Source organism: Telluribacter humicola (assembly GCF_017355935.1).
Lineage (GTDB): Bacteria > Bacteroidota > Bacteroidia > Cytophagales > Spirosomataceae > Telluribacter > Telluribacter humicola.
Map to the genome: position 1 here is coordinate 302,353 of NZ_JAFIQT010000001.1, position 20,148 is coordinate 322,500.

General features: G+C 51.2%; 28 protein-coding genes. 3 read left to right on the plus strand and 25 right to left on the minus strand.

What is annotated here, in order from left to right; genetic code table 11:
* Nucleotides 1-14: 14 nt before the first annotated feature.
* The 8 genes from JUB14_RS01295 to JUB14_RS01330 form a co-directional block, all read right to left on the minus strand.
* Nucleotides 15-557 carry a hypothetical protein gene (locus tag JUB14_RS01295; RefSeq protein ID WP_207503786.1) on the minus strand — a complete coding sequence of 181 codons (543 nt, stop codon included), beginning with the start codon at nt 555-557 and terminating at the stop codon, nt 15-17.
* 14 nt (nt 558-571) lie between these two features.
* Nucleotides 572-904, minus strand: a complete 333-nt coding sequence (locus JUB14_RS01300) for a LytTR family DNA-binding domain-containing protein (RefSeq protein ID WP_207503787.1) — start codon at nt 902-904, stop codon at nt 572-574.
* 122 nt (nt 905-1,026) lie between these two features.
* On the minus strand, nt 1,027-1,386 hold the full coding sequence (locus JUB14_RS01305; RefSeq protein ID WP_207503789.1) for a hypothetical protein: 360 nt from the start codon (nt 1,384-1,386) through the stop codon (nt 1,027-1,029).
* 181 nt (nt 1,387-1,567) lie between these two features.
* Nucleotides 1,568-1,837 (minus strand): hypothetical protein, encoded by a 270-nt coding sequence (locus JUB14_RS01310; RefSeq protein ID WP_207503791.1) that lies wholly within the window; start codon nt 1,835-1,837, stop codon nt 1,568-1,570.
* Between the two features lie 40 nt (nt 1,838-1,877).
* Entirely contained in the window at nt 1,878-2,723 is an 846-nt protein-coding gene (locus JUB14_RS01315; protein ID WP_207503793.1) for a hypothetical protein, read from the minus strand.
* Nucleotide 2,724: 1 nt separating this feature from the next.
* Nucleotides 2,725-3,675, minus strand: a complete 951-nt coding sequence (locus JUB14_RS01320; protein ID WP_207503794.1) for a DUF6712 family protein — start codon at nt 3,673-3,675, stop codon at nt 2,725-2,727.
* A complete protein-coding gene (locus JUB14_RS01325) occupies nt 3,675-5,060 on the minus strand; it encodes a hypothetical protein (RefSeq protein ID WP_207503796.1) in 1,386 nt (461 codons plus the stop codon). The genes JUB14_RS01320 and JUB14_RS01325 overlap by 1 nt, the downstream gene beginning before the upstream one ends.
* On the minus strand, nt 5,057-5,329 hold the full coding sequence (locus JUB14_RS01330) for a hypothetical protein (protein ID WP_207503798.1): 273 nt from the start codon (nt 5,327-5,329) through the stop codon (nt 5,057-5,059). Before JUB14_RS01330 ends, JUB14_RS01325 begins: the two co-directional genes overlap by 4 nt.
* A 127-nt stretch (nt 5,330-5,456) precedes the next feature.
* On the opposite strand from JUB14_RS01330, the gene JUB14_RS01335 reads away from it, so the two are divergent.
* Nucleotides 5,457-5,681, plus strand: coding sequence for a hypothetical protein (locus JUB14_RS01335; RefSeq protein WP_207503800.1), 225 nt, complete (start codon nt 5,457-5,459; stop codon nt 5,679-5,681).
* 112 nt (nt 5,682-5,793) lie between these two features.
* Here JUB14_RS01335 and JUB14_RS01340 read toward each other — a convergent pair whose 3' ends face one another.
* From JUB14_RS01340 to JUB14_RS01410, 15 genes are all read right to left on the minus strand, one after another.
* Nucleotides 5,794-6,282: a hypothetical protein gene (locus tag JUB14_RS01340; RefSeq protein ID WP_207503802.1), complete on the minus strand. Its 489-nt coding sequence runs from the start codon at nt 6,280-6,282 to the stop codon at nt 5,794-5,796.
* Nucleotides 6,283-6,634: 352 nt separating this feature from the next.
* Nucleotides 6,635-7,114, minus strand: a complete 480-nt coding sequence (locus JUB14_RS01345) for a hypothetical protein (RefSeq protein WP_207503803.1) — start codon at nt 7,112-7,114, stop codon at nt 6,635-6,637.
* Nucleotides 7,115-7,197: 83 nt separating this feature from the next.
* Nucleotides 7,198-8,115: an ArdC family protein gene (locus JUB14_RS01350; RefSeq protein ID WP_207503804.1), complete on the minus strand. Its 918-nt coding sequence runs from the start codon at nt 8,113-8,115 to the stop codon at nt 7,198-7,200.
* 327 nt (nt 8,116-8,442) lie between these two features.
* Nucleotides 8,443-10,164 (minus strand): hypothetical protein, encoded by a 1,722-nt coding sequence (locus JUB14_RS01355; RefSeq protein ID WP_207503805.1) that lies wholly within the window; start codon nt 10,162-10,164, stop codon nt 8,443-8,445.
* The gene (locus JUB14_RS01360) at nt 10,157-10,726 is read right to left on the minus strand and encodes a hypothetical protein (RefSeq protein ID WP_207503806.1); all 570 of its coding nucleotides are present in this window, start codon (nt 10,724-10,726) and stop codon (nt 10,157-10,159) included. Before JUB14_RS01360 ends, JUB14_RS01355 begins: the two co-directional genes overlap by 8 nt.
* On the minus strand, nt 10,710-11,018 hold the full coding sequence (locus tag JUB14_RS01365; RefSeq protein WP_207503807.1) for a hypothetical protein: 309 nt from the start codon (nt 11,016-11,018) through the stop codon (nt 10,710-10,712). Before JUB14_RS01365 ends, JUB14_RS01360 begins: the two co-directional genes overlap by 17 nt.
* On the minus strand, nt 11,015-11,605 hold the full coding sequence (locus JUB14_RS01370; RefSeq protein ID WP_207503808.1) for a phospholipase D-like domain-containing protein: 591 nt from the start codon (nt 11,603-11,605) through the stop codon (nt 11,015-11,017). The genes JUB14_RS01365 and JUB14_RS01370 overlap by 4 nt, the downstream gene beginning before the upstream one ends.
* Nucleotides 11,592-12,179, minus strand: a complete 588-nt coding sequence (locus JUB14_RS01375; protein WP_207503809.1) for a hypothetical protein — start codon at nt 12,177-12,179, stop codon at nt 11,592-11,594. Before JUB14_RS01375 ends, JUB14_RS01370 begins: the two co-directional genes overlap by 14 nt.
* Before the next feature lie 4 nt (nt 12,180-12,183).
* Nucleotides 12,184-12,423, minus strand: a complete 240-nt coding sequence (locus JUB14_RS01380; protein WP_207503811.1) for a hypothetical protein — start codon at nt 12,421-12,423, stop codon at nt 12,184-12,186.
* A gap of 142 nt (nt 12,424-12,565) precedes the next feature.
* Nucleotides 12,566-12,757, minus strand: a complete 192-nt coding sequence (locus tag JUB14_RS01385) for a hypothetical protein (protein WP_207503812.1) — start codon at nt 12,755-12,757, stop codon at nt 12,566-12,568.
* Nucleotides 12,758-12,826: 69 nt separating this feature from the next.
* Nucleotides 12,827-13,366: a hypothetical protein gene (locus tag JUB14_RS01390; protein WP_207503814.1), complete on the minus strand. Its 540-nt coding sequence runs from the start codon at nt 13,364-13,366 to the stop codon at nt 12,827-12,829.
* A gap of 45 nt (nt 13,367-13,411) precedes the next feature.
* Nucleotides 13,412-13,942 carry a hypothetical protein gene (locus JUB14_RS01395; protein ID WP_207503816.1) on the minus strand — a complete coding sequence of 177 codons (531 nt, stop codon included), beginning with the start codon at nt 13,940-13,942 and terminating at the stop codon, nt 13,412-13,414.
* Between the two features lie 85 nt (nt 13,943-14,027).
* Nucleotides 14,028-15,116, minus strand: coding sequence for a hypothetical protein (locus JUB14_RS01400; RefSeq protein ID WP_207503818.1), 1,089 nt, complete (start codon nt 15,114-15,116; stop codon nt 14,028-14,030).
* A 105-nt stretch (nt 15,117-15,221) separates the two neighbouring features.
* Nucleotides 15,222-16,529, minus strand: coding sequence for a S49 family peptidase (locus JUB14_RS01405; protein WP_207503820.1), 1,308 nt, complete (start codon nt 16,527-16,529; stop codon nt 15,222-15,224).
* A gap of 188 nt (nt 16,530-16,717) precedes the next feature.
* Nucleotides 16,718-17,068: a hypothetical protein gene (locus JUB14_RS01410; protein WP_207503822.1), complete on the minus strand. Its 351-nt coding sequence runs from the start codon at nt 17,066-17,068 to the stop codon at nt 16,718-16,720.
* Between the two features lie 379 nt (nt 17,069-17,447).
* Between JUB14_RS01410 and JUB14_RS01415 the strand changes: the two genes are divergently transcribed.
* Entirely contained in the window at nt 17,448-18,155 is a 708-nt protein-coding gene (locus JUB14_RS01415; RefSeq protein ID WP_207503824.1) for a hypothetical protein, read from the plus strand.
* Nucleotides 18,156-18,193: 38 nt separating this feature from the next.
* Here the strand turns inward: JUB14_RS01415 and JUB14_RS01420 are convergent, their stop codons facing one another.
* On the minus strand, nt 18,194-18,670 hold the full coding sequence (locus JUB14_RS01420; RefSeq protein WP_207503827.1) for a hypothetical protein: 477 nt from the start codon (nt 18,668-18,670) through the stop codon (nt 18,194-18,196).
* 697 nt (nt 18,671-19,367) lie between these two features.
* The gene (locus tag JUB14_RS01425) at nt 19,368-19,649 is read right to left on the minus strand and encodes a hypothetical protein (RefSeq protein WP_207503829.1); all 282 of its coding nucleotides are present in this window, start codon (nt 19,647-19,649) and stop codon (nt 19,368-19,370) included.
* A 185-nt stretch (nt 19,650-19,834) separates the two neighbouring features.
* Here JUB14_RS01425 and JUB14_RS01430 point away from each other — a divergent pair, with 185 nt between their 5' ends.
* On the plus strand, nt 19,835-20,146 hold the full coding sequence (locus JUB14_RS01430; protein ID WP_207503831.1) for a hypothetical protein: 312 nt from the start codon (nt 19,835-19,837) through the stop codon (nt 20,144-20,146).
* Nucleotides 20,147-20,148: the final 2 nt, after the last annotated feature.

A 20,148-nucleotide genomic window follows, 5' to 3' on the forward strand; every position in this document is an offset into this window, starting at 1 on the left:
TTCGACAGTCACGTTTAGGCAAAGTCCTCACTGCCCAGCAGGAGGCTGTCGGGGGCTTCCCAGGCAAACTCGTAGGTCCATCCGGTCAATTGCCCGGCTATGGTACCCAGGTACATCCCGGAGAGCGATTCCTTATCGAGTTGGATGTGGTTGGTGATCAGCCGGCCGTTGAAGGGAGCCTGACGCAGGCCGTCGCGCTTCATGAGCATGACCAGCTTGCGCGCCAGGGTCCGGCACTGGTAGCGTACCTTCCGGATATGACGGGCGTTGCCCTGTTCAAAGGGAGCAATGATGGAGATGGCGGCTTCGAGGCGCTGCGCGTGGTGGCCTCCTTTATCGAGCAGGTGGTCTTCGGGCATGTCCAGGATCAGGGCCGGGAGTTTGAGGCCGTTCTGGATGGCCAGCTCAATCTCGGTGGTGGATTCGAGCTGGTTGTTGACGAAGTAGGCAGGTTTGGCTTTGTGGTGGCCCAGGAGCTGCTCCGCGGCCAGCTCAAAGTAGGCTTCCATGAACTCAGCGGCATCGTCGTAGGTGGTATCGTTAAGGATAAAGGCCATGGGGGAAGGGGGGATTAAGATTTACTACGATTAACCTGATCCATGAAGTGGTTCCAGCGGCGACGGGCTACTACAATGGAGGTCCCATCTGTTAATTGCACTGACTTAGTGGATATATCTACATCCAGAAGGTACGCCAGATTGATAATGTGCTGCTTATGAATCCGGCAGAATCCACCAGGTGCCGCAACCAGATAACTCCTCATAGGATAGCTGGTCAGGTACCTTTTACCACCTATGGAGAAGATCTCCGTATAATTACAATCGCCCTTCATCCGAACAATCTCCTGCCAGGGAAAGGGGAGTTGGTGCTGTTTAGCCCTGGAGATTGAAATTATGCAGGTCATAGATTGAAACAGTTAGCTAATATTCAGGTCGATATCGTCGTTAAGTCAATAATCAGTTTATCTGGATACTCTGATTTTTTGGGATATCCCCCGCCGTAAGTTGGTGGGGGATTTTTTTATACCTATGCCGTCACCCACCGCCACAAATCGATATGGAGATGGTACCGGTTGATCAGGATGAACAGTAGAACAAAAAATACGGTCAGCGATCGGGTCCAGCGAAGCCACACCCATCGGACGGGAACCAGCCAAAGGAGGAACAGGAACAGAAAAGGCAACCAGTGGGAGGTGAACAGACCCACCAGTATCCATAGCAGGTAAAAGAAAAGAAGGCCTGCGGATATTTTTTGGGTATCCGTCAGATCATCAAACTTTTTGGTATGGAAGCACTTCGCCTGGTCATGGTATTTTTTGGGGTTTTTCAATACTAAAAGCTCCCGCATAAGGGCAGCGATTGTGAAAATGTAGAATAGGATGCTCATAGAGACTGTTTTAGGATAAGTGATTACTAGGGTTGTATTGGTGGACTTTGGTCGTCTTTTGCCTGGTACGCTCAGGCATCATCGGGAGGTTTGCGGATAAAGCGGTGGTAGAGCAGCAGACCCACCAGGTTAGTCAGGGCCGCTACCACCACGCCCAGCCAGAAACAGGCATGGTAGCTACTCATGCCTGCGGATAGTATTCCCGAAGGAAGGCATTCGGATCAGGGAGCAGAAACCGGAACCGCCCGGCTTGGCGGATCTTCTCACAGAGCAAATGCCAGCGTACCTGGTACACCTTGTACAGGGTACGGTAGCTTACCTGAGCCAGGACGGGTTCTTCGCTGAACAGGTCGCGCTCAAACTGTACACAAAAGCGGAAATAGATCTTCCGGATTCGGCCCCTTTCGCGCTGGATCAGGCGCCGAAAGAAGCGGGGACGCTTGCGTTTCATGATGATTAGGAGGGTATAGTTTATATCAATAGGTGTCGGTTTACTTCTTATTCTGCTCTGCCAGCTCCTTGTTCCGGATCATGGCGTTCTGAAGCACCTTCATCACCATCCATAGCTCCTCCTTTTCGTATTCGTGCAAGAGCGGGATATTTTCCCCCACCAAGGAAAGCGCCACGTCGAGCCAGCCGGCACTGGTGGCAGACCTTACCTTCCTGACTTTGTTTTCGTCATCGTCCGGATCCGACTCAAATACCTCGGGAAAATCCAGCGTGAACTGGTACCGGATGCCGATGTAGTTATGCGCAATGGCTTCGAGCAGGTCTCCGGGTACCCAGCGGAGCCAGCGGGCGTGGCGGGCAATCCGCTCCGGATCAAAGGCCCGTCCCCGGGGCACGTAAAGCGTAGCCGCCAGCATCAGCACCCCCTGTCGGTAACGCTCGGGTTTGAGCGTCTCTTCAAAATGCCGCTCGGCAAACATGAACTGCTGGAAGGTCATCCCCCTGAACTCATCATCGGGGCCTTGAAAGCGCTTCCACAGCACCCACAGGGTTTTGTAGTGCCAGCGCCGGTTGGGAAACCGGTCCCAGATCCACTGTACGGTATCGAGCAGCTGGTGACCGATCAGTACCGTCCGGTCGGAGTCGTCGAGCAGGCTGCCTTCGGCGGTAGGGCTAACCGTTTTGGGCGCAAAGAACAGCTTGGACACCCGCTCCGGCATCCGGTACACCAGGCGCAGCGCCATGAACCGGGTGGTAGGAATATGAAAGCCAATCCGGCTCAGCCGGTACAGCTTGCGGTACAGGCTGGGCTTTTTTAGCTCGTTCCATCCGGATGGGCCGGAGTACTTCCGGCGCCCCCGGGTGAGTACTACTTCAATGGTGCGCATATCAGAGGCCTATGATTTTGAGTCCGGTATTATCAATCAGGCCGCTGCCGGTGGTGGGTTCGCTGGTCAGACTGATCACTGCTTCGGCTAAGCGTTCCAGTCCCGACTGGGCGCGGCTACGGGCAGCCGCCAGGAGGCTCTCGCGGGTAGCGTGGTCGGGTGGCGAGTAGTACTTCACGTTGCCGATCTGGCTGGTGTAGTTGAGTCGAAGGCCTTCGGCATTCAGCTCCACGGCCATATTGAGCTCGATGGCATCGGCTACGGTGCAGTACGCCAGGGCGCGCTGCGCCTGCCGGCGAAGCTTCTTTTTGGCATCTGACAGGTTGCTGTTACCCTGCAATTCGGTATAGAGCGCAGGACCCAGGACAGGAGCAACGCGGTCGTCCTCGTTCTGGACGATCAGGGGCATAAGCCCCCGGTAGGTCAGGTGGCTATCAAAGATCTGGTAGGCCGTCGAGAACTCCCGGGCGTTGGGCAGCAGGCTCTTGGGCCGGGCTTTCAGTACCTCCTGATGATCCGTGTAGTCGGCTACCTTCTTTTCCAGGAAGGTCAGCAGCCGTTCGAGGGCATCCATGCCCATGGTGAGCAGGCTCAGACGCAGACGCAGGATCTGGGCGTTGTCGGCTCCTTTGCGGCTGTCACCTTCGTCGTAGGTCGTGACACCCCGGCCATCGATCTGCACTTCGCCGATGGGAATATAGCGCGTCATGGCAATGGGAGCCAGGGCGGGCTGTATTTCTTTCAGCAGGGCTTCCTGCATCTCATCCAGCTTGGAAAAAGTGGGCGCATTATAGGCTTTATCCAGTTCCTGAATGAGCTTTTCGCCGCAGTACGGTTCCAGAACAGAACGCTGCACGTCCATGATCACGGGACGAATCTTGTCGAAACTGAGTACGGAGTTGATCCCCGGCAGATACTGCGCGAGCTCCTCGGTGGTTTTGAACAGGGCCATTAGCTAAGGACTTTTTTGGTTCCGGCTCCGGTATCGAGCGTAGTCAGGATCACGTCGCGGTGCCGGAATTTCAGGTTAGGATATTTGGTGGTCCAACCGTTGAATTCAGCGGCGTAGTAGTAGGGTTCGAGCAGGGGATCGCGGAACACATTGAGCATGTGCATCAGGATCAGCCAGGCCTCGCGCTTGTCGGAACCTCCGGAGCGGGCGCCCATCTTATCGCCGCCGGCAAAGCCCACGATGGTGGGATCGATACCCAGGGCGTAAAACAGGTTAGCCGCGGCTTCGAGGCCGTCCTGGATATACTTGCCCTCTTTCATGTGGTCGGTAACCGCCACGATTTCGAGGAACTCCTGGTACTGGGCCTTCTCGCCGTTGAGCCATTTTCGCTCGGTCATAATCGACAGCCCGGCTTTGTCGGCGCTGGTGAGCGTATCGGTCATTTCGGTGAGCCATTCCCGCTTTTTGGCCCGCTTTTCGGCCGGACTGTATTTGTCCCAGGCTTCTTTACCGTGCAGGTGCTCCCAGTACTTGACATCCACCTTCAGGTGGTACTTGAGGCTCATTTCATTCTGCATCATGGCCTTTTTGAAGGCCGGTACCATCAGGTGCACATCTAGCCAGCCGCTGGTGCGGATGGAGTCGTGGGTGGGCAGCTGGTAGTAGTCGCGCCCGGGCGTAGGAATGTTGATGGGATAGATAAAGCTACCCTCGCTGAGCTGGCGGGCCCAGTCAATGCGGTCGTACCGGTACGGATCCAGGCAGCGGCGCTTGATGGTGAGCGGATCGTTCTGGACCACGTTGGGCCAGTTGGCGTTGATGTGGACCCATTCGATCTCTCCCCTGTCGTTCATTTTCTGGTACCGGCAGTAGGCCGCTTCCTGGTGGGCGATGTACAGGATCCGCTTGCGGTCGCGCGACATGATCAGCTCCGGAAAGGCATTGTACAGCCACACCAGGTCACTGGTGCCTTCCCGGAGGTACCGCTTGTTGGATACGTTGTTCAGAAAGGTGTTGATCTCGGGATCATTCACCCACTGCACGATTTCAGAGTTATCCGCATTGTAGCCAATCACCTGGAAGGGGATCACGTCATTCATGTTGACCATCGCCGTCTTTTTAGCGAAGGTTTCCGGAATGATCGGATCCTTGGAGTACTGCTCGATGAGCCGCTGCGGATAGTCGTTGGAATCACCCCAGGGCTGCGGAGCGTCTTTTCCGGAAGCGCCGCCCCCCATTTCTTTCTTTCGGGGCATGGCCGGCTTTACCGCCTGAGCCGATGGCTGCGCGCCCTGGCCCGTGCTGGCCATGTGGACGGTCATCTGCGCGGCGGGCAGGTAAGCCACATCCAGATTGTCGGAACTATGAAGCCAGGAAATGCTCATGCGATGGGCTGGTCGTTAAGATAGAGAATGAGGTCAAGGTGTACTTTCACGTAGTCATTGGTGCCCAGCGGCCGTACGTTAATGGTCCGGTTGTGCCGGCTTCCCGATCGCTCCCGGTCCGACAGCACTACTTTTTCGAGGCGCTTTGTATCGCCTCCGGTATTGCGAGCCCGGTCGGCCGTCACGAACACGATACTGAACGGCTTGGGCATCCCATTGGCCGTAGTACGTTTCATAAGGTCGAACGCGTCGGGATTGAGTTTGAGCATGGTCAGGGAGCTGTAAGAATGACCAATACTAGCCAATTGGAGGGGAAATGGGTTCGACAGTGATCGGGTCGAACTGTTTGAAATTTCACACGAAATACGTACCTTAGACTATCTAAATTCGAGCACGATGAATACCGACGAAGCTTTCAAAAAACTACTGGATGATGAGTACCTGTGGGGAAGGACGGGCGAAGCTCCGGACCGGCGACGCTACTTCAAGCACCTGGTCCAGAAAAAGAAGAATCTGACAACGGATAAGAAGATGGAGCTGCTTCAGAAAGCAGGTTTCGTCGTCGTACAGGATATAAAGTGGGGCCTCACCGGAGGCTTTGAGCGGGAGACAAACTCCTGAAAAAAGCGTTATCTTTGAGCTTTCACTGTTTAAGTGGAATTGATTTACTTAATACAGAAAAGCCCCTGCCGAATGGCGGGGGCTTTTTTTGTGTTTTTGGGGGGAGAATAAATTATTTAGTTAAAAGCTCAACTATATCAAGCTTTTTGGCCCCAAAGAACAGAGCTACTAGCCAGTAGATTACTAGGAATATCTTAACTATAACCTTTTCGGGTAAAACACCAAAGTACTTGAAGAGATGCTCGGGTAGCTTTACTAGAAATTCAATCCAGAAAAGTGGGTTTATTGAATCATAGCACCTTTTTCTAAAAACCCCTTTTGCTTCGAAAAATCTCATTCGCATTGGTATGAATACGTTCTCACCGCGATATGTCATGTTTTCAAAACCCGAAACCGTTGCTTCAGCTAATCGACCATATCCTAGTCTTTCTTGGTACTGTACTCCGAAGTCTTTTATTTCTGCTTCCTGGAATAGGGATTTAATCTCACTTTTATACTCAGCAAAGCTTAGAGTGTCATTTTTTATATAATCAATGTATTTTTTGTAGAGTGCCTGAATACGGAAATATTTATACAGGTTGATGATTAGTCTTACTAGCATAATTACTAGGAAGGAATAAAGATAAGGCAAGTAGTTCATAAGAATTATGAGATAGTGGGGTATACATTTCAAATGTAGAGAATTAACATCTATAAATCTACCAGTTCCATTTCTTTACCCTGGGCTGGATCTTAGCTTTATTTCAAAGCTGTGGTACCGCTCAGGGATTTGGTGACACTCGGGGAATAGAACCGAGCGAGGTGTGCTAGTTTGCAGGACTCGCCCGGTTTAATTCCCCAGGCCGCTTCGGGCGCGGGCATTTGCCAGGGAGCGGGTTCTTTGCTTCTTTCTTGACGCAGGGCAAGAAAGAAGCCGCCCAATCGGGCGGCTCTTTCCGTATCACTTCCTCTTATCAGTTAGGGGCTTTATACCGTAGTAGCTCCTGTTCTACTTCGGTAGTCTTATCAGCCAGTACCTGTTGCAGGAACTGAATCAGCGGCTCTATCAGGTTGGCATTGCGGGTCTCAAATCGGTGTCCCTTACTGTCCGTAATGTAGAGCGTTACGGTATTGTTCACTTCCTCCGTAGGCTTAAAATCAAACTGCCCTAGCTCCTCGGAGGTAGTTTTTAACATCTTGTGCGACTTGGTAAGCCGTTCCATCTGCTGAAACTGCTTCATTACCTGTTCAATCTGCGAAGCTACCGGAACAGCGGGTTGGGCTTCGGGTTGCCGCTGGGGTTGGGCTTCCTCCTGGGTAGCCGTTACGGCTTGGCTCTTTTTCTCTGCGCTCGGAGTGGCCGTCAAGGGGCGGATGGTTGACTCAGGGAGTGCAGGGGTAGGCTTCAGGTTGCTTTGTCCGTTGCCGTGGGCGGTTGCATGTTGCTTGTTCATAAGATACTGACTGTTTTAAGTGATGAATTGATTTACAATAAGAATTGATTTACAGAACTAAGTTACACAATTTGTTTGAAATTTCAAACGGTTAAGGGCAAAAAAAAGTGTGGGGTCTGTACCTGCTCGGTTAAGAACTGGTAGCCACGTTTGGCTAATTTGGAGGCTTCCACTATCATAGAAGTATCTTCCCGTAGCCGTTTCACCCATCCTTTAATATAAGCTTCGGCGTTTTCCTGCACAGGGGCAGTATCTATTCCAAAGGCATTGCACAGGAAACAACTACCAATTTCCGCTACCAGCTCTTCAAAACTGTACTTCTCATCCCCGAACTTTTTGGAATCGGTCAGGCTCTCCCGGTTCAGGCGGTCTTTGTGTCCGGTACTGTGGATCAGTTCATGAAATAGGGTAGCATAGTAATGTTCCGTGCTGAAAAACTGCTCTAACAAAGGCATGGTGATAACATCATACGCCTTATTGTAAACGGCATAATCTGACAGCTTGCACTGTATAGTAGGAGCGTTCTCGAGGTGGTCTATGAAATAATCACATTCATAGATAGAGGCTTTTTTATCCCACTGGCGGGTGGATTGCTTCTTGATCTCTATTCCTGTAGTCATAGAGATGTTAAACACATAATCGTATTTCAGGTAGTAACGCTTTTCGTAAGTACTAGGATGCATAGTCTTTACCAGATCTTCCGAAATCTTGTTTCCTTTCAGGTCGTAGTACAGGTATTTGTTAAAAACGATTAACGAGGCCTTACTACCTTTCTTTACCCGTCCACCTGCTTTATTGATCTGGTTCAGGGTCGCAAAGTAGGGCGTTTCGTAATTGTCCATTAGCATCAACAACGAATTAACACCGCTGTAAATGTGGCCTGTAAAGTAGTTCTGTGCGGGTTCTACGAATCCCCAAGGCTGCCGCCAGGGCACAACACCTTTTTCTAATGATGCAACAATACGCTCGGTGATCTGATCAAAAATGACTTCCTTTTTCATGATAACTGACTGTTTAAGTGATACATTAAGTGATTGATTTACAGTACTAATATACCACTTTCGTTTGAATTTTCAAACGATTCTTGGTAAATAATTACACTTTTTTTGATCTTTTTCTTATTGATTTTCAGGCGTTTGAGCAATCGAAGATGCGAAAAAAGCCTATCCCTCGGAGAGTTGACCCCGACACGCGCTGTCCGTGATCGCAATTGCAGGGGGGGACCCGTCGCGATATATGACCCGTGGAACATTGTAATATTGCAATAGTTCCACGGAGCGACAAAAGTCCCTTATAATGCAATCCGAATAAAAAAAGAGTCCCTTATGTTAGGAGGTAAGGATATCCATTGTATCCCCTACTTCCTCCCTTATGTAGCGAGTGAAGCCAACTAAAAGAGTATCCCCTCCGTCAGAGAAGTGGGTTGTTTCACGTTGATCGAGTTCCTTATTCTTTTCGTCTTTCTTGTCCTTAGCAAATCCCTGTTCCTTTTGGGTAGTCCTTGCCATACGCATGGAGGTAAGCAGGTACTCATTGTTTCCCCTGTTGATCAGTACCTCAGGAGTAGACTCATCACCACCACGAAGCGCTTTACCCCACAGCTCGAAACGAACTTCCGGTTTCTCAGTATGACCAATGTATACCATCTCCACATTCCAACCATTGCTTTCAAGAATACGACAGAACTCATCGGCTGGGGATTCATCCAACTGGGAGCTGGTATAGGTAGCCGTATGATCATAGTAGTAATACACCTTCTTGGACTTGTGGTACTTGTAGTAATTGCAGAAAGCCCTGGCGCAATCCGCTAATCGCTCCGGATGCTTTACGTACATACTGTTAATGATCTTCAGATCCTTCTTCCGCCATTGCTGGCCTATGACAATGGGATTAATGGCAGCATTATAGTCTCCACCAATGTGAAGGGGAGCATTAGGATTCAGGTCAGCATCTTTTCTGCAGTCATCAAACTTCACCTTCTCCCAATCCACCGAATCCACATAGGCGTAGTCAACGGCATCATAGAGGTGTCCCTCGCCCAGATCAGGATAGAAAGCACTTTCGGTAAGAAATGGCTCCTTATTCAGGATTGCCGTCATAAAGATGAACGCCGGCAGGATCCGCTTCAGGCGAGCCAGGTTCTTAGCACCAAACCCTTCCAGGTTGTCCAGCGTACTGGCCAGTGAGTAGTACCTGGCATTAGCGCGGAGCTTATCCCATTGAGCACGGCGACGGCTTAGCTCACGAAGTACATTGGCTTTCGTAGTGCCCTGGGCAAACACCAGCTTCTTGGTAAGCCGGAATATTTCCATCTGCACCGACAGGATCAACTCAATCCGATCGATATCCATTTCATGTTTCTTTTCCAGGATCCATTTAGCCTCTTTTGACGTAGGCATATCCGTAGCCAGCAGGATGCTATGCAATTCCGGAACATCCTTCCAGTACCGCTCATCGCCCCGGTTAGCCGGCATCAGCTCATTATCGTACTTCTGCTTATCGAGTAGCTTGGCTTCATCCCCAACGATCCAGTGCAGCGAGGTACCATTCGCGGAGCCAGGCCTGTCCTGGCTGATCAGACTGGCTACTGATCCGTTTCGGTGGTAGATCGTATGCTCTGATGTCAGAGGCCCCACGATAGGCGTGGGGATGTTCAGGCTCTTGGGCGGTTTCTCCCGGATCCAGAAGTCACGACCGCGCTTATAGCCCTGAGCCTCCCAGCCTTTGATCACCGGTGGAATCGTCCGCTCCAGCAATTGCAGATAAGTACGACCGACAAACCCACCCCGGCTGCGTGGCATCACCTCCATATTCCGCATCGAACGAGGAGCAATCCTGCCTTCCGATTTTCCCGTTCCACGCCCCCATACGTCCGTTTCTTCGTTCGCTTCGATCAAAGCAGAGCGTAGCTGGGGCTTATTGTAATGCAAGGTTTTGACCTGCAATTCATCGGGCACTGATTCCATGGGCATCCCCGATAACAAAGACGCTATCTCCGGATTTTCCAGTAGATAGCGCTGCATCTCTTCAATACTATGTACGTCAAGCATTTTCTTCCGTTTTTACATCCTCCCAGTCAATGTCTTCATAACCAGCCTCCTGCTTGGCATCGGCATCCAGCGCGGCATCAATTAGCTTATCCAGATCAGCCTTCGGCAACTCCTTCGCTCCGATCAGTGCCGGATTAAAGTTCAGGACATTAATGGTGAGTGATGGCGGCTCCTGATTGCCCAGGTCTTTATCAAAGCCGAAGATGGAGATCAGGTTTTTTTGCGCGGCCGCCCGGGCTTTGTGGTCGCCTTTCTTACGGGCTGCCTGAATAGTCGCCTTGATATCATGGATCAGCCAGGACTTCTCAAAGTCCCGGTCCACAGGATCCAGAAAGGGGAACAGCCGTTTGGCATCCACTACATCCAACCGGGCCGCTGATACGGTGATCTGGAACTTCTTCGCGATGGATTTACAGATCTGCTGGGTATTCATGTGTTCTACCCCATACAGCAGCTCCCTCGCATGATTCAGCCGTTGGTACCGGGCTTCCAGAGTGGCAGGCAACTCCTGACCTTTACGGAGGCATTCAAATATTTTATCTACATCAGTAAGTTTTCCCATACCGACCCGTATTGATTTCTTCGTGATAATCCTGTTCCTCCATCATTTTCAGAACCAGGTTCTGGGCTGGGCTGCTGCCCTGGATGGCCAGATTTTTAATGGTTTTCCGAACCGAAGCCCGGGCTTTCAGCTTCCCGCGCAGGTAAGCCAGGTTAGCCGATGATTGCTCCGTAGCAATCTCTTCCAGGAGTTGATCCACATCCAGCCCGGTAATGATGGCTATGTCCTGGGGGCTGAAAAACAGCGAAGCCAGCTCCGAAATTTCTTCCAGTTGTGACTCAGTGAGTGTCATGAGCGTTGTGCTTGGTTGATTTCGTCGATGATCCATGACCGATGGAAGGCTGCTATCTCCCGGCTCTCCGTGATCACGCCGCTCTCTATCCTCGGATTGTTGGTATAGTTAGCGGATCCATTGATGGTAATGTGCCAGGCCTCATTCTCGATCACCGTCACCTTAGCGTGGCACACCGCCAGGCCAATCCGGGCAATGTTATGCTGAGCGTAGTAGTACACATCTTCATTCCGGATCTGCACCCGCACGTCAAAGAGGGCCGACAGACTCCGGATCAGCCCCTGCTCCATACCAGCCACCAGCATCTGAACCGGCTCCTGGGTAATCGTCCAGGTCGCCAGCGCCACATCGGCCGGACCAGTCAGTTCCAGAACCCTGAACAGCAGATCGTGCATCGACCACAGGCCCCGTGACAGGTAGTGCAGACTTTTGCCTGGTTGCAGCTGTTGCACGGCTATCTGCAGACTTTCCCGGTTATCCAGCGCCAGTACTTCCATCTGTTCTGATCCGCAGGGCAACATCAGGCCGCGCGGCCGTGAGAGCTCCTGGGGGCTATCGTCCAGTTCTTTCAAATCAAACAATCCCATGCGCCTGCAGCTTTTGTTCTACCTGGAACAGCTCATTCTGGTACTCCTGCAATTTATCCGGACGGGACCTGTATCGGCTCACGTAGGTACGCAGCGTCAGCCGGCGCTTCATCAGCCACTCCACCGAATCCTGGGCAAAATCCGTCTTCTCGGGCAGATGCCCTACCTGCCGGAAGAATCGCTCTTCCGCGTAGATCTCGTCCAGCTGATCATTAATGGCCAGGATTTCAAAGGCCGCGGCTTTCATCTGCTCGGCCGGGGCCTTCTGCCCATCATACACCCGCAGACGCTCTTTCAGCGCCGATCGCTCATCCATCAGCCGCCTGGCTACTTCCAGCTTATTGGTCAGTTCTGTCGGCATGCTGTCCAGTACGGCCTGCTCCTGTACCTGGTACTGGTCCAGTAGCTTGGTCAGCTCCTCGGTGAGCTTCTTCCGGTTGTAGTCGTCTTCCGATGACCGGAACAGCTTTTTCAGAAAGGCGCTGCTCCCGTACGTTTCGTACAATTGCACCCCCGGCCAGTACTGCGGCTTTTCGAGCCAGGCGGTGAGTTCAGTAAGTAAAGTTTTTTGCATAGGGTCAGTTCATAAGGAGTACGGCACCTAGTACCCATAATTCCCTTTCGTCAACAGGGAAGTACTGCGCACCTTCCGGCCATTCTATTTCTTCTATCAGTTCGGCCACGCCACCGGGACAACCAGATATTTTATGTACCTCTTTGGCGGTTTTGTAGTCCTTGGCGCATATTTGAAGCGGATGCCATATAGGCCACGTTTTGCCATCCTCTATTTCAGTACCAAGCATTATCGAGTGTTGCATAGCTAATGAATCATGTGTTAGACGAACGTAGCTGAATTCAGACCAGGTTAGACGAACCTAGACCAGTTTAGACGAACCTAGACCAGGTAGAAAAATAGCCGGAAAGGTCCCGGCTATTTTTAACATGTTAACTAAATCGATCCTATTCACTTTCAGTGAGGTAAGGAAAGGCTTCCGGGAATTGACGCAGATAGGTGAGTTCCTGTTCGGACAGGTTCGCCACATCGTACCTTTCTCCTCTGAACACCACGGGCATCCGGTCCAGCGTTTGTAATCCTTTCACCGCGTAGCGAGTGCCGGTCTCCTGACCATCCTGCCCCGTGGGTGTTACCATGGAAGCCTTTCTTTTTTTTTGCTTAGCCATCATCAATACCGATTAGCCATCATTACTAAGACATCATCATTAAGCCGCTGGCGTGGTCGGTACCACCGCGTCGTAGATCAGCTTATGAGGCATGTAAGCCGACACCTCACACTCGTAGCCTTTCACGCCATCGTTAGTAGACGATTTTTTCGCCATCTTGATCGTGGCAGGGAAGCCCTCCGTCCCAATCTGGTTCAGCAAGCCATCCGCATCCGGGATCAGGAAAATGTACTTGCTCTGACGCACCTTGTTGGCGAAGTAGTTCAGCTTCGTCGTATCACCCGGGATGAAGAGCTTCCCTGTCACCTTAAAGCCGCCGCCATCTTCCGATCCCAGCGGTTCGTAGTCGAGTTCCCCCTTGTTCACCTCCGTATAGATCTGGTGCATCTTCTTCCCCGTCTTCATCACGTGCGGAGTCGCGATCACGTATTCTTCCAGCGGATCTACCGGAGCCGAAGCCGGCTTGGCGATGGTCAGGAAGTCCGGCAGGGAGCCGTACCAGCCAATCTGCTGGGTACCGCCCATATTAAGCGCGTTATCGTCCCAATCGGGTTTCAAGTCTTGATAGGTAGCAGCCATGTGCTAAGTGTATTTTAGAATGAAAAAATAATAACAACCAGGTACCTATTCTACCTCGCGTAGCGCGCCGCTGCCCGAAGCCACCAGTTCCGCCAGAAGCGCCTCGTCTTCAGCCAGTACGTCTTCAGTCACCAGGCGACCGCCGAAGGTCACCGGGAAGGCGAGCGTGTACTTCCGGTCACCAGCCTTCAGTACCTTTTTACCCTTGACGATTTCGGCACCTTTCTGGGATTGTACTTCGGCCACTTTGCCTTTTAGGTCAGCGATTACTTCTGCCGCTACGTCTAGCTCCTGCTTTACAGTGTCCAGTTCGTCTCTTAGCGAAGACACTTCCTTGGTTAGCGCGCTCCTTTGTTCAAGGAGAACCTTGGCTTCGTCTTGAAGCGACTCAATCAAGGCTTGTGTTCCGTCAGGCTGTTTCAGTTGAGCTTCTAAACTGAGCACCAGCTGAGCCTGCTCATCCATCAGCCTGGATAGCTCCGCAATCTGGGCATCCTTTTGGGCCAGCAGTGCCGCCTGGGCCTGCTCGCCGGTCTGTTCCTGAGTACCCTCAGGAGCGGTAGTATTTTTCGCCATGTCAAATGGAAAATTTAATGAAGAGAATGGGTAAAGAGCGAACCCTACCGACCGGCAGGGTTCGCGCGGCAGTAGCTTACCTGGCTTAGTTCTGGTCGTTCACGAACAGTACCGACAGATCCTGCACCTGGAACGCCAGGATCATTTTCAGAATCGTCTTATAGCCGTGCAGTGTCTCCACCATTTTGCCGATCGAGTTGAAGTCGCTCAGCTGGTTGGTACCCATCACCAGGTTATCCTTTATTGTAGCGATGATCAGTTGGCTTTCACCCATCCAAGAGCAGGCCTTGATCACCCCTTTGCCGTTGGAGTCAATGATCTGATTACGCAGTTCCTTCACTTCGGCTTCGGTGTAGTAGGTACCATCGTTCTTCACCTGACGCAGCGCCTTAACACGTTTGTTGAATACCGAGTGAGACACATAGAATGTCACACCGACTTTCTTCACCTTTTCCGGAATCGCATCCCACATCGAGCCGTCGATTACCGTCAGCGCGTTGGTGTTGGTAATAGCACCGGTATTGATCACGTTGCCGGCCAGGTTACCTGCGGTACGCTCCTCTTTAACAATGGTACAGATACCCTTCACTACACAACGAGCGTTCGCATTCTCCCACTTCGCCGGATGAGTAGTCGGACTCTGCGCCGCCGTAGTGGCCGAGATACACTCAAAAAACTCTTCGCCATCCGTAGCACTGCGCGTAAACTTCACGATCTCACCTACTGTATAGGTATCGGCCGCGTCGAACGCCGCGATATCATCCGGATCGAATGAATCACCCACGTTTAGCTCGATCTCTTCGGCCAGGGCTTTACCCTGCTCTTCCCAGAAGTACTGCGAAAATCCCTGTGGGTACTCCTTCGCGTTCGGGTCGAGCTGCTCCGACAGGAAGGTTTGACGCAGTTCCTCAGGGATCACCTTCAGGATCTTCATACCCGTCTTGGGCGTAATGGTCCGGCTCGAAAATTTCCCCTGCTCGCGGGTAGTATCTTCTACCGAAGTATCAATGGGCCGCAAGCCTTTGTTGGCCACATAGCGCCACAGTTTACGCGGAGCCGTCAGGTTCCGGATCACGTACATATCATCAGCCACACTCAGCTGCTCCGTGATCGCACGGATGATGGAGGGCGCATACTGTCCAGAGTAGTTCTGGATAGCGGTGATGTCATTCACAGGTTGTAACATCGCAGATAGTTATTAATATGGGTTTGTTGTACTTCGTTAAAAGCAGGGGACATAGCCCCTGCGGATTGTCAGGTAGGGAGGGCTACGCAGGTATTAATTCAGCTGGGCCTTCTGTTTCAGAGCAGCCAGCTCAATATCCGTTTGGCTCAGGAATGGGTTCTCGCCCTGGCTTCCTTCGATGGTCTCGGCCTTCTTCACCGGTTTGGCGGGCTCCCCATCCGGCTGCTTGCCGTATTTGGCCGCTTCGGCCTGAGCTGCATCGCGCTCCTCGGTCAGCTTCTGGACCTGCGCCTGCAGATCCGTCACCTTAGCCGCTTCAGCCTGGGCATCGTCGCGCTCTTTGGTCAGGCTGTCTACCTGGCCTTTTACCTGGTTCAGCTGGCTTTCCAGCCCTGCCGCTACTTCCAGGTCTGCATTCCGCACCAGCGTCAGCCCCTCGATGCCACGTTCGGCCAGTTGGGCGTTCGCTTCCTCGATCTGCGTATCGGTGATCATCGCGGTCGCTAGGCCCGCGAGGGCCGAGAGTTTTGTGAATTTGTTTCCGAACATGTCTGTTTGGGATTGGTTATTAGAGTGTGAAAAAGGTTGCGTAGTACTACCAGCGGTCGGTTTGACCTTACGACCCGCCGCCAGAGCCTGAGCCCGTTCAAAAGCCACCGATAAGGGGCCGATCTCGTCGATCAGGCCTATCGCCAGGGCATCTTTCGCAAAGAAGCTTTTGCCCTTAAAGGGATCCGCTACTTCCAGATTGATCTTGCTGCCCCTGGCCGCTTTCACCGCGTCGATAAAGGCCGTAGCCAGCACGTCCAGATGGTCTTCCAGCAGTTCCGTCTTGCCGTCCAGTGCTTCCCGGATCTCAATGTTCTTCTCGGTGCTCAACCGGCTGTATATCGACTTCTGCGAGATACCCGCTTTTTCCAGGTACTTCGAGTAGTTCCGGAAGGTCGTGTACACTCCGATGCTGCCAACCTCATTGGTAGCCTGGGCGGCCTGGATGTGCTGCGCGCCTATGATGCCATAGAGCGCCGCGCTCGCGGCCATGTCTTCCACAAAAGCCACCACCGGTTTATGATTCAGCTTCACCAGGTCATACAGGTCTGCAATGCTACGGACCTCGCCACCTGGCGAATCCACTTTCAGCAGCACCGCTTCTACCCGGTCATCGTTATACGCAGTCTCAATGGCCTTGATGTAGTCAAGCGTACCGTACGAGCACAGCCCGCCGTACTTGGTCATCGGCCCGCTGATCCCCACGATGGCCACATTCTCCACAATGTCCATCGGCAGCCAGGGATCTTCGTCCGGCTCATTGTCATCGTCGTCGTCCCAGGCCTTCACGCGCAGCGTCTTCGCCCGGGTCGCCAGCTCGGCCGGCCAGGGCTTACCTTCCAGTAAGTTCACCACCAGGGGAAGATGGCTTTCAGCCCACTCTTCCTGGATGAACCACGGACCCCGCAGGATGGCCGAGACTAAGTGGAAGTTTCTGTTCATTGCTTTTTCATGGGAAAGTGAGGTTATGTCTGGGTCTGTTAGTGGACGGTAAATACGTCACTTCCTGCCACACCCCATTCGACAGTTCTACGCACGCATTACGCGACTATCACCGGCCGCTCTGTCAGCGATCCGCCCAACCGGATCCGGTACCCCCGCTCGCCCGACATCTCCGGACTGATCCCGAAGCTGGCCACCAGATCAAGCCCCTCCGAGCGGGTACCCGCCTGGCGTTTTACCCCCATGGCATCCGTAACCCGCACCACCCACCGGTGCCACTGCATCGCTTTCAGCAGCTGGCGGATCGGCTCCGTATCACCCGGCACAAAAGCCGACGCGTTCACCGCGTACAGCGAGCCGTGCTCCGTCGGCTGTTCATCTTCTTCGTAGCTTTTGGTATTCACTGACCCGTAGATGCGGAGCCAGGGCGAAGCGGTCGTCAGTTCCACCGCCCCCAGTACCAGGCGCGGCACTCCGCCGTGCAGGACCAGCTGCGGACTACATTCCAGCAGCAGCACCCCGGCCGGGTTATTATCTTGAATCCAGGCTATCTCGTTCATAGCCCGAACCTACCGTCCCCCAACAAAAAACCCTTCGACACTACCTGCCGAAGGGTTTCTACATATATATCCACACCATTTAATCTAAATCATTTCAAAGGTAGCTGACTATCCGCTCCACCAGTTGGACAGTCCGCTCTGATCACTACCATTGGTCATATATAAAAAAGACGCTCGAATGGAAGTATCTACACTTTTTATTCATTAATATTCTCCTGTAACTATTAGTTTTAATCATCATAAACTCTTACTGCCTGCCCGATTGATCATGGAGAAAAAAAACCTTGACGATAACAATATGGACCGCTTGGCTTCACTTCTAAAAGGAGGATTAGGAATGGTGCCTTTTGCTGGATCAATGCTTTCTGAATTAGTTGGAAACATCATCCCAAATCAAAGGATTGATAGATTGACTAAATACGCCATAGAGTTGGATGAACGCTTGTCAATGGTACCGATCGAGATTCTAAATAAGCTAAAATCGGATGAAGAGTTTATTGATTTGATCGAAGAAAGCTTCTTTCAGGCATCCCGGGCTATAACGGATGAAAGAAGGAAATATATAGCATCTATTGTTACCAAAGGCTTAACCAACGAAGCGATCCGGTTAGAGGAATCAAAATATTTGTTAAAGCTACTTCAAGAGTTGAATGATATAGAAGTTATCCTCTTGAAGTTACACTATGGAGTAAGGAATGACTCCGACTGGGAGTTTAGAAAATTACATGAGGGTGTACTCTATCCTATCACTACTTTTACTCAGCTTACAGATAGAAATGAGAAACAAAAAAAAACAGCTTTCAAAGAAACCTATGACTTACATCTGGAAAGATTAGGATTAATTTTCCATCGTTACCGAATGGATTCAATGACCAAAACTTCGAAGCAGGATCCTTACAAAGGGAAGCCGAGAATATCAGGCACTGATACAACTCATTTAGGCAAAATGCTTCTGGAACAGATTGGTATAATTTAGTATCGACGTACTACCATGGTTCCCCAACAAATTCCCCCTCACCCCAGGTGATCATACAGCCAGCCATCTACCGGTGCCCGGTACCGCTGGGGGATCATGCCCTTATGGTAGCGCTCGTACCACTGGTACATATTATCCCGGCTGAAGTCCAGGTCACTCAGCCCGTACTTCTCCTGAAAATCAAAAAAGGTATCGTTGTAGTTTTCGCTCTCGTCGAGCAGGTGCATCAGTTCCACCCGCACAAACCACTCCACGTGCTTACAAAACATGTAGCACTCCATCGGGTTCATCAGCTCCACCGACCTCCGGTTCTGGAAGTCCATGAGCTCTACCTGGTAGCGCATCGGGAGCGCCGGCAGCTTGCTCCCATCCAATTCGCGTAAGTTATACTTGGGCGTCTGGGCAATCAGAAATACCCAGTCCCACATCGGGGACCCCTGGGCCAATGGTTTTCCAGACAGCTTCACCTGGAGGTAATTGTGCGTCATCCTGTCGCACATAATTGGAAATAGCATTCACAGACGGGAAAAATGGTTGGACATTTCCGGGTCTGACTGCCTCACAAACGTTTCGCACCGCATTCGACACAAACAATTGCTGTGACCTAAACGTGGAAAAACTTTGTAAGTATGTAAGTATGTAATAATCCCCTGACTGTCAGCAATATAAGCCTTCTTACAAAACTTTCCAATACCCTCATTTTTTCTGTAAGGATTTGTAAGGAGCCAACAGCCTGAGTTTCACCCCCTTTTTCTTACAAACTTTTTGTAAGACTTACTTTATTCTTACAAAAAATAAATGAATTGTAAGATATATAAACTACTGTCTTTCATCCCCTTACACCCCTTTTGCCTAGGTTCCTTACAGTCTTACAAAGTTTTTCTATGATTTTAAAATAAAAAATACAAGAAACGGAGCAGCCACAAAAAAAAGCCGCAAAAGCGGCTCAATCGTTGTACTATTCTTTGTAAGAGGTGTAGATTGTAGATAAGCGGTTACATATTTGTTTTATGCTCCGCCATTTCCACGCCCCGGAGCGAATCAAACCTCACCGGCATATCCCAAACACCATCCACGGCCCACGGGCAGACCGTAGTCCTGCAGATACGCTTTTCGGATCGTTAAAGTGGAGCAGCTGAGATCATAGCGAGGTAAGGATTAAAACACAGATCCCTCACAGGTAAGCAAGGAGCATGAAATAAGTACGTAGGGCTACCTGTCGTGTTTCTTTGGGAAGTTGTGCCTTTTAGTAAAAGGAAACACGAACTCGATCCAGTGCATCGGGTAATTGCCAGTCATTCCACCGCAGTCCATCACGAGCCCATTCTTTTCTGCCCAGGCCTCCACGATGGCGATGGCCTCCTTGCCGCCTTCGTAATATAGCTCGTAGTTTTCGTATACAAAGTCGATCTCATCCTTTTTCTGGCACTCTTCCATCCGGACCTCGAGTTCTGCAATGGCCCGGTTGGCAATATCTATAACCTGCTGCTTCATGTAAAGTCTATATCTACAAAACTAATGCAAGATAACATCAATTAATTCGGGTAAAGAAAACGAGGGTTTTCCTGCCTGCTCTGCCACCGGTACCTTTACCAGGCTAAACCCAGTGAAAGGCAGTAAAGAAACTTGGTAAAGAAAACTACGTCAACTATCTTCAGGTATAAACGACTTTCTTTACTATGAAAACCGTAAAAAATTACCAGATAACAAAATCTGGCGAGTGCTATACCTTTAACTTCCGCATCAAGGGACATGCGCCGCATTCACTCCACACGAAGACACTCATCGTAGCCATCATGCCGGATCCGTCACCGGAAGAAATCTTCTTGGGGAGCTTTACTATCAACAATCCGGAGGATGACACAATTAACATACGGCTGGTTGACAAGGCACCACAAATGTTTCGTTTCATCTTCCTTGAAAGTGGCACCAAAGAACTGTTCAGCCAATGCGATATATTAGTCAATTATGATTCACTTATAGAAGAATAGCC

What these genes read in the sequence shown, in the direction of transcription:
- JUB14_RS01315 (WP_207503793.1), bottom strand. Translation starts at nt 2,723, where the DNA reads ATGCGCACCATTGAAGTAGTACTCACCCGGGGGCGCCGGAAGTACTCC.
- JUB14_RS01370 (WP_207503808.1), bottom strand. Translation starts at nt 11,605, where the DNA reads ATGGGATTGTTTGATTTGAAAGAACTGGACGATAGCCCCCAGGAGCTC.
- JUB14_RS01375 (WP_207503809.1), bottom strand. Translation starts at nt 12,179, where the DNA reads ATGCAAAAAACTTTACTTACTGAACTCACCGCCTGGCTCGAAAAGCCG.
- JUB14_RS01395 (WP_207503816.1), bottom strand. Translation starts at nt 13,942, where the DNA reads ATGGCGAAAAATACTACCGCTCCTGAGGGTACTCAGGAACAGACCGGC.
- JUB14_RS01335 (WP_207503800.1), top strand. Translation starts at nt 5,457, where the DNA reads ATGAATACCGACGAAGCTTTCAAAAAACTACTGGATGATGAGTACCTG.
- JUB14_RS01330 (WP_207503798.1), bottom strand. Translation starts at nt 5,329, where the DNA reads ATGCTCAAACTCAATCCCGACGCGTTCGACCTTATGAAACGTACTACG.
- JUB14_RS01325 (WP_207503796.1), bottom strand. Translation starts at nt 5,060, where the DNA reads ATGAGCATTTCCTGGCTTCATAGTTCCGACAATCTGGATGTGGCTTAC.
- JUB14_RS01430 (WP_207503831.1), top strand. Translation starts at nt 19,835, where the DNA reads ATGAAAACCGTAAAAAATTACCAGATAACAAAATCTGGCGAGTGCTAT.
- JUB14_RS01385 (WP_207503812.1), bottom strand. Translation starts at nt 12,757, where the DNA reads ATGGTAACACCCACGGGGCAGGATGGTCAGGAGACCGGCACTCGCTAC.
- JUB14_RS01340 (WP_207503802.1), bottom strand. Translation starts at nt 6,282, where the DNA reads ATGCTAGTAAGACTAATCATCAACCTGTATAAATATTTCCGTATTCAG.
- JUB14_RS01360 (WP_207503806.1), bottom strand. Translation starts at nt 10,726, where the DNA reads ATGGGAAAACTTACTGATGTAGATAAAATATTTGAATGCCTCCGTAAA.
- JUB14_RS01345 (WP_207503803.1), bottom strand. Translation starts at nt 7,114, where the DNA reads ATGAACAAGCAACATGCAACCGCCCACGGCAACGGACAAAGCAACCTG.
- JUB14_RS01355 (WP_207503805.1), bottom strand. Translation starts at nt 10,164, where the DNA reads ATGCTTGACGTACATAGTATTGAAGAGATGCAGCGCTATCTACTGGAA.
- JUB14_RS01415 (WP_207503824.1), top strand. Translation starts at nt 17,448, where the DNA reads ATGGAGAAAAAAAACCTTGACGATAACAATATGGACCGCTTGGCTTCA.
- JUB14_RS01300 (WP_207503787.1), bottom strand. Translation starts at nt 904, where the DNA reads ATGACCTGCATAATTTCAATCTCCAGGGCTAAACAGCACCAACTCCCC.
- JUB14_RS01365 (WP_207503807.1), bottom strand. Translation starts at nt 11,018, where the DNA reads ATGACACTCACTGAGTCACAACTGGAAGAAATTTCGGAGCTGGCTTCG.
- JUB14_RS01310 (WP_207503791.1), bottom strand. Translation starts at nt 1,837, where the DNA reads ATGAAACGCAAGCGTCCCCGCTTCTTTCGGCGCCTGATCCAGCGCGAA.
- JUB14_RS01390 (WP_207503814.1), bottom strand. Translation starts at nt 13,366, where the DNA reads ATGGCTGCTACCTATCAAGACTTGAAACCCGATTGGGACGATAACGCG.
- JUB14_RS01420 (WP_207503827.1), bottom strand. Translation starts at nt 18,670, where the DNA reads ATGCTATTTCCAATTATGTGCGACAGGATGACGCACAATTACCTCCAG.
- JUB14_RS01425 (WP_207503829.1), bottom strand. Translation starts at nt 19,649, where the DNA reads ATGAAGCAGCAGGTTATAGATATTGCCAACCGGGCCATTGCAGAACTC.
- JUB14_RS01350 (WP_207503804.1), bottom strand. Translation starts at nt 8,115, where the DNA reads ATGAAAAAGGAAGTCATTTTTGATCAGATCACCGAGCGTATTGTTGCA.
- JUB14_RS01305 (WP_207503789.1), bottom strand. Translation starts at nt 1,386, where the DNA reads ATGAGCATCCTATTCTACATTTTCACAATCGCTGCCCTTATGCGGGAG.
- JUB14_RS01380 (WP_207503811.1), bottom strand. Translation starts at nt 12,423, where the DNA reads ATGCAACACTCGATAATGCTTGGTACTGAAATAGAGGATGGCAAAACG.
- JUB14_RS01295 (WP_207503786.1), bottom strand. Translation starts at nt 557, where the DNA reads ATGGCCTTTATCCTTAACGATACCACCTACGACGATGCCGCTGAGTTC.
- JUB14_RS01320 (WP_207503794.1), bottom strand. Translation starts at nt 3,675, where the DNA reads ATGGCCCTGTTCAAAACCACCGAGGAGCTCGCGCAGTATCTGCCGGGG.